Origin of the sequence: Halomonas sp. (genome assembly GCF_041689495.1) — a bacterium.
In the GTDB taxonomy this organism is placed as follows: Bacteria; Pseudomonadota; Gammaproteobacteria; order Pseudomonadales; family Halomonadaceae; genus Halomonas.
Window position 1 is genome coordinate 1 of sequence record NZ_JBDNGD010000163.1, and the last position, 9547, is coordinate 9547.

Below are 9547 nucleotides of genomic sequence, written 5' to 3' on the forward strand. Positions count from 1 at the left end.
CCAGCGAGGCCTTGGGCTCGACCTGCGTGTCGGGCAGGGTTGATGGGGCTTTAGGCACTGTCTGTAATCCTGTTTTCATAGCCCTGAGATCCATGTTATCCCGTCAAGTGACTGTCTGGGATCAGGTTGACACACAGGGCTTCAATGCGTGCGGTTCCGGTAACCCGAATAACACCTGCTTCATTTTCGTTCGCCATAAGATAGCCTCTCGGAAATCATTTTAATACCTGAGTAGACAGCCTAGTATAAGGATCATGGAATTTCTTGGATAATTTCTTCTGATGCATATCGCCGAACCCTCGCTTCTCATCCGTATCTCACCCAGTTGGCATTAGGGCATGTCCACAGCAGCGCTCTACGAAGCCACCCGTGGCGTCTGGAAGGAACAGGCCGAACGGGTCTTCGCTATGGCGTCTGGCATTGTTCGCGAGGTCTATCTGATCTTGCCCAGGAGCAGTCGACTCCCCATTAAGGCACTATACTGCACGAGCTCGACGTGACTCATGGCAAGGCAAGCTACCCTGATGAAGAAGACCCGTGCTCGTTACACCGACGCCTATCGCGAGGAGGCGCTAATCCTCGCTGATCCAATGGGCGTTGCCGGTGCTGCACGTGATCTGGGCTTACAGCCCAGCCAGCTCTACACAGTGGCGTGCCAAGGCCCAGCAGAAGAAAAACACCTCTGGGCGTGAGCAAACCCTGGCTGATGAGAACGCACGACTTAAGCGGCAACTCGCTGAAATATCAGAGGAATTGGCCATAATAAAAAAGGCCGTTTTACGCTCAACTGATCATCGCAACGCTGCCACCATATAGGAACGACATGGCAATACTAAGACGGCCAAGAGGACTCTCCACAAACCATAAGCAGCTACCATGGGAGCAGTGGCAAACTGGTCAATCGTTACGTGAGATCAGTCGGTTACTTTGTCAGAATCCAGGGTCGGTGCATCGAGTCCTGTCCACCAACGGTGGTATCGCGCCGCAACCCCGTTCACGATCCAGTCGGCACTTGACCCTGGCTGAGCGGGAGAAGATCTCCCGTGGTCTCGCCGTTGGCCTGTCCTTTCGGCGGATCTCCCACCGCTGGGACGCTCTGCTTCCACGGTGAGCCGGGAAGTCGCTCGCCATGGGCAGTGCAATCGGGATGATCAGCCCAGAGGCCTTCGAGGCCCGAATGATCGCTTAGGCCGGTTTCCACAAATGCTGGGTAAGATCAGTTGCAGACCCAGTGAGTTGCAGGCTCGGAGGCGCTGAAGCCTCCTGCTCGATTCCCTGACGGCTCAGGAGCCCGCAAACGCCAGCCGGCGAAGAGATAGGCGCCCATCGACTCGGTATCCTTGAATTCGTCATCGACCGCCCACATTTCCTTGAGAGCTCATATCGCGGCGGCCGGGTCAGCCCGCGGCGCCGACAGTCACCGGGAGCCACAGCTTCCTCCAAGGAGTCCCCTCCATGACCACGATCATTTCCGTGCGACGCGGCAACCAGGTCGCATTGGCCGGTGACGGCCAGGTATCCCTGGGCAACACCGTGATGAAGGGTAATGCCAGCAAGGTGCGTCGCCTCTATCGCGGCGAGGTCCTCGCCGGCTTCGCCGGTGGTACCGCCGATGCCTTCACCCTCTTCGAGCGTTTCGAGGCGCAGTTGGAGAAGTATCAGGGCAACCTGGTCAAGGCGGCGGTGGAACTCGCCAAGGACTGGCGCACCGACCGTGCGCTGCGACGCCTGGAAGCCCTGCTCGCGGTCGCCAACAAGGACGCCTCGCTGATCATCACCGGCAACGGCGATGTGGTGGAGCCCGAGCGCGGCATCATCGCCATCGGCTCCGGTGGCAACTTTGCCGAGGCCGCGGCCCGCGCTCTGCTCGAGAATACCGACCTTTCGGCCCGCGAGATCACCGAGAAGTCCCTGGCCATCGCCGCCGACATCTGCGTCTTCACCAATCACCACTTCACCCTGGAAGAGCTCTGATCATGACCCAGATGACCCCCCGCGAGATCGTCCACGCCCTGGATCAGTTCATCATCGGCCAGCAGGACGCCAAGCGTGCCGTGGCCATCGCCCTGCGCAATCGCTGGCGTCGCATGCAACTCGAGGACGATCTGCGCCACGAGGTGACACCCAAGAACATCCTGATGATCGGTCCCACCGGTGTCGGCAAGACCGAGATCGCCCGCCGCCTGGCAAAGCTGGCCCGGGCGCCCTTCATCAAGGTCGAGGCGACGAAATTCACCGAGGTAGGCTATGTGGGCCGCGACGTGGATTCGATCATCCGTGACTTGACCGAAGCGGCCATCAAGCTGGTGCGTGAGCAGGCCAAGGAAGAGGTGGGCCACCGCGCCGAGGACGCCGCCGAGGACCGTATTCTCGACGCCCTGCTGCCGCCGCCCCGCGGCCAGGAAGACCAGCCGCGCCAGGACAGCTCGACCCGCCAGGTCTTCCGCAAGAAGCTCAGGGAGGGCCAGCTCGATGACAAGGAGATCGACATCGAGATCACGCCCCAGGGGTCGGGCATCGACATCATGACCCCGCCAGGCATGGAGGAGATGACCAACCAGCTGCAGAGCCTCTTCGCCGGCATGGGCAAACAGAAGACCGAAACCCGCCGTGTCGCGGTCAGGGATGCCTTCGCCCTGCTGCGCGACGAGGAGGCCGCCAAGCTGGTCAACGAGGAAGAGATCAAGCATCGCGCCATCGAGGCGGTGGAACAGCACGGTATCGTCTTTCTCGACGAGATCGACAAGGTGACCAAGGGCAGCGGCCAGTCCAGCGGTGGAGAGGTCTCCCGCGAGGGCGTCCAGCGGGATCTGCTACCGTTGATCGAGGGCTCCACGGTGTCCACCAAGCACGGCATGGTCAAGACCGATCACATCCTCTTCATCGCCTCGGGTGCCTTCCACCTGTCGCGTCCGTCGGACCTGATCCCCGAGTTGCAGGGCCGGTTGCCGATCCGCGTCGAGCTCAATGCCCTGTCTACCGATGACTTCAAGCGCATCCTGACCGAGCCATCCGCCTCGCTGACGCGACAATACCAGGCGCTCCTGGCCACCGAGGGGCTGGATATCGCCTTCACCGAGGACGGCATCCAGCGCATCGCCGAGATCGCCTGGAAGGTCAACGAGGGAACCGAGAATATCGGTGCGCGCCGCTTGCATACCGTGATGGAGCGCCTCCTGGAGGAGGCCTCCTTCAAGGGCGCCGACATCGGCAGCCCGCTGACCATCGATGCCGTCTATGTGGACTCCCAGCTCGGCGAACTGGCGATGGATGAGGACCTGTCGAGGTATATTCTCTAGGAGTCACCCCATGACTGCCCCAATCCCCATCAAGGTGCATTACCACAAGCACGAACGCGAACTCGAGCTCACCTACGCCGAGGATGAGTCCTATCGGCTGTCGGTGGAGTACCTGAGGGTCTTCTCGCCCTCCGCCGAGGTTCGTGGCCACGGTCCCGATACCGCCACCCTGCAGGTGGGCAAGAAGGATGTCGGCCTGAAGGACATCAGCCGGGCCGGTCGCTATGCGCTCAAGCTTCACTTCGACGATGGCCACGACAGCGGCCTCTTCAGTTGGGACTACCTGCATGACCTGATACGCGACCGTGAAGCCAACTGGGCGGACTACCTGAAACGCCTGGAGCAAGCCGGTGCCTCACGGGAGCCATTGAGCATCGAGATAAAACAGCTGTAGGGAGGCTCGGGCGTTTCCGAGGCATCGAAAGGTGTCGGCGTCAAGACATCGGCGTCCGGGGAAGGCTACAATGGCGCCCATCCGGAGGCCTTCGCCTCCCATCCTCTGCAGCGATTCGGGAGCCTGCTCCATGAGCCCCAGCGATAAACGCACCACGCATTTCGGCTACCAGGAAGTCCCCGTCGACGAGAAAGCCTCACGCGTGGCCCATGTCTTCGACTCTGTGGCCACCCGCTACGACGTGATGAACGACCTGATGTCCTTCGGCATCCACCGGCTCTGGAAGCGGCTCACCATAGAGCGTTCGGGGGTTCGGCCCGGCCACAGCGTGCTCGACATCGCCGGCGGCACCGGGGACCTGACGCTGGCGTTTTCTCGGCGGGTCGGCCCTCGCGGTCGGGTGGTGCTGGCCGACATCAACGAATCCATGCTGCGAGTGGGTCGCGACAAGCTCATCGACAAGGGCGTGGGTGGCAACGTCGAGTATGTCCAGGCCAATGCCGAGTGCCTGCCCTTTCCCGACAACACCTTCGATTGCCTCACCATCGCCTTCGGCCTGCGCAACGTCACCGACAAGGAATCCGCCCTGGCCTCCATGACCCGGGTACTCAAGCCTGGCGGCCGCCTGCTGGTGCTGGAGTTCTCAAGGCCCGTGAACCCGCTCTTCTCGAAGGCCTACGACCAATACTCCTTCCGCTTGCTGCCGAAGATCGGCGAGCTGGTGGCCAAGGATGCCGACAGCTACCGCTACCTGGCCGAGTCGATCCGCATGCATCCCGACCAGAATACCCTGAAGGCCATGATGGAGTCGGCCGGGCTGTCGCGGGTCGAATACACCAACCTCACCGGAGGTGTCGTGGCTCTGCATCGGGGTATCAAGCTGTAATGTCGCTGCGACTCGCTGCCATCGAACGCCCGCTCAATGCCCTGCTGGCACGGGACCCGGCATCCGCCTCCCGCCTGGCCCGACTCGCTGGCCATCGAATCCTGCTGCGCCTGGAAAGTCCCCGCCTTGTCATGGAAATGCACTTCCACCCCGAGGGCATCGAGCTGTGCTATCCGGATGCCGGTGTCGAGGAAGACCATGATGCCGTGGTCGAAATCGATGCCGAGACCGCCGGTGCACTGCTCGGTGGCGCCTCCATCGAACGCCTCATCTTCCAGGGCAAGCTGAAGACGAGGGGTCGCACACCTCTGCTTCAGGAGGTCCAGGATCTGCTGCTGGACTTGCACCCGGACTGGGAAGGCGAACTGGCAAACTGGCTGGGCGATGCACCCGCCAACGACCTGGCGGAAAGGCTACGTGCCTCGGCCCGCTGGGGCCGACGTGCGCGGGACGAACTGGCCGCCGATCTCTCGGAGTTCGTCTTCGAGGAAGCGCGCTGGCTTCCCGGTCGCCACCAGGCAAGCGTGGTGCGCGACCACCTCACCGAGCTGGAAATCGACACCGACCGGCTGCAGGCCCGGGTCGAGCGCATCGAACGCCGTCTGTCCCTCTCGGGAGGGCAGGCATGACCATGGTTCTGCGCCTGATGCGTATCCTCTGGGTGGTCACCCGCTATCGACTGGATACCCTCTTGCCCATGGCGCGTTTCCCCTGGTGGCTTCGCACCCTTTTCACGCTCTCTCCCCTGCGCCTGTTCCCTGTAGGGGAACGCTCTCGCGGAGCGCGGCTTCGACTCGCCCTGGAGTCGCTGGGACCGATCTTCGTCAAGTTCGGCCAGGTCCTCTCGACCCGCCGCGACCTCCTGCCCGAGGACATCGCCGACGAGCTCAAGCGTCTCCAGGACCAGGTCCCCCCCTTCCCTGGGGAGCAGGCCAGGGCACGGGTAGAGCAGGAACTCGGCATGTCCATCGAGGCGGCTTTCGCCGAATTCGACACCACACCACTCGCCTCCGCCTCCATCGCCCAGGTCCATAGTGCGAGGCTCCACAGCGGCGAAGCCGTGGTAGCCAAGATCATCCGTCCCGGCATCGAGCGGGTCCTGCGTCAGGACATGGCGCTGATGTACCAGTTGGCGAGACTGCTGACCTTGGCTCCGGAATCGCGGCGCCTGCGGCCGGTGGAAGTGGTCCGCGACTACGAGGCGACCCTCTTCGATGAACTCGACCTCTTGAAGGAGGCCGCCAACACCTCCCAACTCAAGCGCAACTTCAAGGATTCCCCGCTGCTCTTCGTTCCGGCCATCCATTGGGCGCTGACGCGTCGTCGCGTCATGGTCCAGGAACGGATCTACGGCGTTCCCATCGCCGACATCAATGCCCTGAACGCCCAGGGCACCGACCTGAAGAAACTCGCCGAGCGCGGCGTCGAGCTGTTCTTCGCCCAGGTCTTCCGCGACAATTTCTTCCATGCCGACATGCATCCGGGCAATATCTTCGTCTCCTTCGACCATCTCCAGGAGCCACAGTACATTGCCATCGACTGCGGCATCGTCGGTAGCCTGACCCGCGAAGACCAGGATTACCTGGCCCGCAACCTGCTCGCTTTCTTTCGCCAGGACTATTACGAGGTCGCCGCCTTGCACATCGAGTCGGGCTGGGTCGGGGAGGATACCCGTGCCAACGAGTTCGCCGCGGCCATCCGCACTGTCTGCGAGCCGATCCTCGAGAAACCCCTCAAGGACATCTCCTTCGGCCAGGTACTTCTGGGGCTCTTCCAGACGGCGCGGCGCTTCAACATGGAGGTGCAGCCTCAACTGGTCCTGCTGCAGAAGACGCTGCTCAATATCGAGGGCCTGGGCCGCCAGCTCTATCCCGACCTGGACCTGTGGAGCACCGCCAAACCCTTTCTCGAGCAATGGATGAGGGAAAGAACCGGGGCCAGAGGAATCTGGGATTCTCTCAAGCGCCAGGCACCCGAACTCTCCCACCAGCTACCCGAGTTACCGGTACTCGCCTACCGGGTGCTGGCCCGTGCCGATCGACACCATCACCAGGCCGCTCGCCAGACCCAGGCCATGAGCGGCATCCACCAGTGGTTCCGCCAGCAGGTACGCCGCCAGCGTCGGCTCCGCCTGGGGTTGCTGCTGGCGGCCCTGGCCCTGGCCTGGCAACCTCTCGGCCAATGGGCTCAGGGCCAGCCGTGGCCGGTCCTGGCCGCCGCCGCCATCGGCCTCGTGCTGGTGGCATGGCATTGAGGGGCCGATTCGATACTCCCACTGAAATGGAAACATCAGCCATGAGTGATATTCTGGATCGCCTTGACGACGTGCTCGAACAACGGCGGCATGGCGACCCGCAACAATCTTATGTTGCTGCCTTGCATCACAAGGGCCTTAACAAGATACTTGAGAAAGTCGGCGAAGAAGCCACCGAGACCCTGCTGGCCGCCAAGGACGCCGAGCGGGGGGGTGACGCAGAACGACAAGCGTTGATCGCCGAAACGGCCGACCTGTGGTTTCATAGCCTGGTGATGCTCTCGCACCTGGATCTCGGTCATCAGGCCGTACTGGACGAACTGGCTCGTCGCTTCGGCATGTCCGGACACGACGAGAAAGCATCAAGACATCAATAGGATTTCAGGGCCTCCCTGTCCCTACATCAGAGGAAAGACTTATGTTAGGTGGTATCAGTATCTGGCAGCTGCTGATCGTTCTGGGCATCATCATCCTGATCTTCGGCACCAAGAAGCTCCGCAACGTCGGCGGTGACCTGGGTGGTGCCGTGAAGGGCTTCAAGAAGGCCATGCACGAGAACGAAAAGACCGAAGACAAGGACAAGGACAAGGCCGAGGAAGATCCCCTGGCTCAGGTGAGCCATGAGGACGAGGGCGAGACCTACGACGTCAAGTCCGAGCGGAAGGTCGAGGATCAGGAAGAGCGTAAATAAACCGCCATGTTTGATATGGGCTTTCTCGAACTGCTGCTCATCGGCGTGGTGGGCTTGCTGGTACTCGGACCCGAGCGTCTGCCCAAGGCCGCGCGGACCCTGGGTCTATGGATCGGCAAGATCAAGCGCAGCGTCTCGGGCATGCAGCGTGAGATCAATTCCCAGCTGGAGGCGGAAGAGCTGCGCCAGAAACTCAACGAGCAGCAGAAGAAGCTCGACGAGAGCGTCAACACGGTCAAACGCGACGTGGAAAGCATTGCCGAACCCACGAAACCCGCCGTGTCAGACCCGTCGAGCTCCGCATCCTCACCGGAGACGTCACCGAAGGCGGCGTCCGCCAAGAAATCGGCGGACAACGCGCCGGCAAAAACGCCCGCTGACGACAATGCCCCGGCCAGTATTCCCGATGCTGCCGCTGCACCGCATGCCGATGCCGACAAGGACTCCACCTCCCGATGAGCAAGACCGGCGACTCCCCGGAGGAACAGCAGGCCCCACTGATCGAGCACCTGATCGAGTTGCGTTCGCGCCTGATGCGAGCCGTGGTCTCGATACTGGTGATCTTCCTGGGTCTCTACCCCTTCGCCAACGAGATCTATACCTTCGTCGCACAGCCGTTGATGCAGCTGTTGCCCGAAGGGTCGCAGATGATCGCCACCGAGGTCGCCTCTCCCTTCCTGGCGCCCTTCAAGCTGACGCTGGTGGTGGCCGTCTTCATCGCCATCCCCTATGTGCTCCACCAAGCCTGGTCCTTCGTCGCGCCGGGTCTCTACGACAACGAGAAGGCTCTGGCGATGCCGATACTCGCCTCCAGCGTGGCACTCTTCTACGCGGGCGGTGCCTTTGCCTACTACGTCGTGTTTCCCCTCCTGTTCGAGTTCTTCACCCAGACCGGGCCGGAGGACGTGGCAGTGATGACCGACATCAACCAGTACCTCAACTTCGTTCTCAAGCTGTTCTTCGCCTTCGGCGTGGCCTTCGAGATCCCCATTGCCACCTTCCTGATGATCCTCTCCGGCGCAACCACAGTGGAAAGCCTGTCGCAGAAGCGCCCCTATATCGTGCTGGGCTGTTTCGTGATCGGCATGCTCCTCACCCCGCCGGACATCATCTCCCAGAGCCTGCTGGCAATACCCATGTACCTGCTCTACGAGGTGGGCCTGCTGTTCGGTCGTCTGGTGAAGCGCAAGCGTGAAGAAGACGAGGACGAAGACGACGCCTAGCGCTGGGCGCTTACAGCTCCATCATCTCGTTGACGCGATCGACCAGCTTGAAGATGCCCGTCGCCGCCTCACTGATACGGGTGGCGAGCATATAGGCCGGCGTGGTCACCACGCGATTCTCGAAATCGACCACGATATCCTCGACGCTGCAGCTGCGGTGCAATCCGCCCATGGCGCTGATCGCACCGGAGACACCCGGGGCATGACCGATGGTCACCGAGATGCCGGGACCCAATAACCGGGGCACCATCACCGGGCTGATGCACATCATGCCGATCGGCTTGCGGTCTCGATGGAAGCCCTCGAGGACCTCGACCAGTTCGCCGAGTACCTGCATGCCATCCCCGGCCTGGGCAAAATCCGACAGGTTCTTGGTGGCGCCGAATCCTCCGGGCACGATCACCGCACCGAAATCATCCGAGGCGAGCTCCGACAGGGGAGCAATCTCTCCACGAGCCAGACGCGCAGACTCCACCAGCACATGGCGTGTCTCGCCGGGAACCACCTCGCCGTTGCGGTGATCGACGACATGATGCTGCTCGATATCCGGCGCAAAGCAGCGATAATCGATACCCAACTGGTCGAGGCGAAGCAGGGTCAGGGTGGTTTCGTAGATCTCGGAACCATCGAACACACCGCAACCCGACAGGATGACCGCCACCCGTTTGCTCATGACTTTCTCCTAAAGAGGGACACCTGCCCGAAGGGCGGGGTCGATAAAACCAGCCAAACACTTTCCTGATTAGCAACGATCGTCAGCCCGGCTTTCCTTTATGGCGGCGAGCGCTATACTGTACATA

Annotated in this window: 12 protein-coding genes and 1 pseudogene; 12 read left to right on the plus strand and 1 reads right to left on the minus strand. The window is 61.8% G+C overall.

Going from position 1 to position 9547, the window contains the following annotated elements:
* Positions 1-503: 503 nt before the first annotated feature.
* From ACESMD_RS05640 to tatC, 12 genes and pseudogenes are all read left to right on the plus strand, one after another.
* Positions 504-771, plus strand: a pseudogene (locus ACESMD_RS05640) (transposase); the annotation flags it as partial.
* A 52-nt stretch (positions 772-823) separates the two neighbouring features.
* Positions 824-1111: a helix-turn-helix domain-containing protein gene (locus ACESMD_RS05645; protein ID WP_372611138.1), complete on the plus strand. Its 288-nt coding sequence runs from the start codon at positions 824-826 to the stop codon at positions 1109-1111.
* Positions 1112-1455: 344 nt separating this feature from the next.
* On the plus strand, positions 1456-1974 hold the full coding sequence (gene hslV, locus ACESMD_RS05650) for an ATP-dependent protease subunit HslV (RefSeq protein ID WP_372611140.1): 519 nt from the start codon (positions 1456-1458) through the stop codon (positions 1972-1974).
* Positions 1975-1976: 2 nt separating this feature from the next.
* A complete protein-coding gene (gene hslU, locus ACESMD_RS05655; protein ID WP_372611142.1) occupies positions 1977-3299 on the plus strand; it encodes an ATP-dependent protease ATPase subunit HslU in 1323 nt (440 codons plus the stop codon).
* A 10-nt stretch (positions 3300-3309) separates the two neighbouring features.
* Entirely contained in the window at positions 3310-3693 is a 384-nt protein-coding gene (locus ACESMD_RS05660) for a gamma-butyrobetaine hydroxylase-like domain-containing protein (RefSeq protein WP_372611144.1), read from the plus strand.
* Between the two features lie 130 nt (positions 3694-3823).
* Positions 3824-4579 (plus strand): bifunctional demethylmenaquinone methyltransferase/2-methoxy-6-polyprenyl-1,4-benzoquinol methylase UbiE, encoded by a 756-nt coding sequence (ubiE, locus tag ACESMD_RS05665; protein ID WP_372611146.1) that lies wholly within the window; start codon positions 3824-3826, stop codon positions 4577-4579.
* Positions 4579-5208: an SCP2 domain-containing protein gene (locus tag ACESMD_RS05670; RefSeq protein ID WP_372611148.1), complete on the plus strand. Its 630-nt coding sequence runs from the start codon at positions 4579-4581 to the stop codon at positions 5206-5208. Before ubiE ends, ACESMD_RS05670 begins: the two co-directional genes overlap by 1 nt.
* 2 nt (positions 5209-5210) lie before the next feature.
* Positions 5211-6833, plus strand: coding sequence for a ubiquinone biosynthesis regulatory protein kinase UbiB (gene ubiB / locus ACESMD_RS05675; RefSeq protein ID WP_372611160.1), 1623 nt, complete (start codon positions 5211-5213; stop codon positions 6831-6833).
* 41 nt (positions 6834-6874) lie between these two features.
* Positions 6875-7210, plus strand: coding sequence for a phosphoribosyl-ATP diphosphatase (locus ACESMD_RS05680; protein ID WP_372611150.1), 336 nt, complete (start codon positions 6875-6877; stop codon positions 7208-7210).
* A gap of 41 nt (positions 7211-7251) precedes the next feature.
* Positions 7252-7524 (plus strand): Sec-independent protein translocase subunit TatA, encoded by a 273-nt coding sequence (gene tatA / locus ACESMD_RS05685; RefSeq protein ID WP_372611152.1) that lies wholly within the window; start codon positions 7252-7254, stop codon positions 7522-7524.
* A gap of 6 nt (positions 7525-7530) precedes the next feature.
* Complete coding sequence (gene tatB / locus ACESMD_RS05690; protein WP_372611154.1) at positions 7531-7983, plus strand: Sec-independent protein translocase protein TatB; 453 nt, start codon at positions 7531-7533, stop codon at positions 7981-7983.
* Positions 7980-8747 (plus strand): twin-arginine translocase subunit TatC, encoded by a 768-nt coding sequence (gene tatC / locus ACESMD_RS05695; protein WP_372611156.1) that lies wholly within the window; start codon positions 7980-7982, stop codon positions 8745-8747. The genes tatB and tatC overlap by 4 nt, the downstream gene beginning before the upstream one ends.
* A gap of 10 nt (positions 8748-8757) precedes the next feature.
* Here tatC and elbB read toward each other — a convergent pair whose 3' ends face one another.
* On the minus strand, positions 8758-9420 hold the full coding sequence (gene elbB / locus ACESMD_RS05700) for an isoprenoid biosynthesis glyoxalase ElbB (protein ID WP_372611158.1): 663 nt from the start codon (positions 9418-9420) through the stop codon (positions 8758-8760).
* Between the last annotated feature and the right edge of the window lie 127 nt (positions 9421-9547).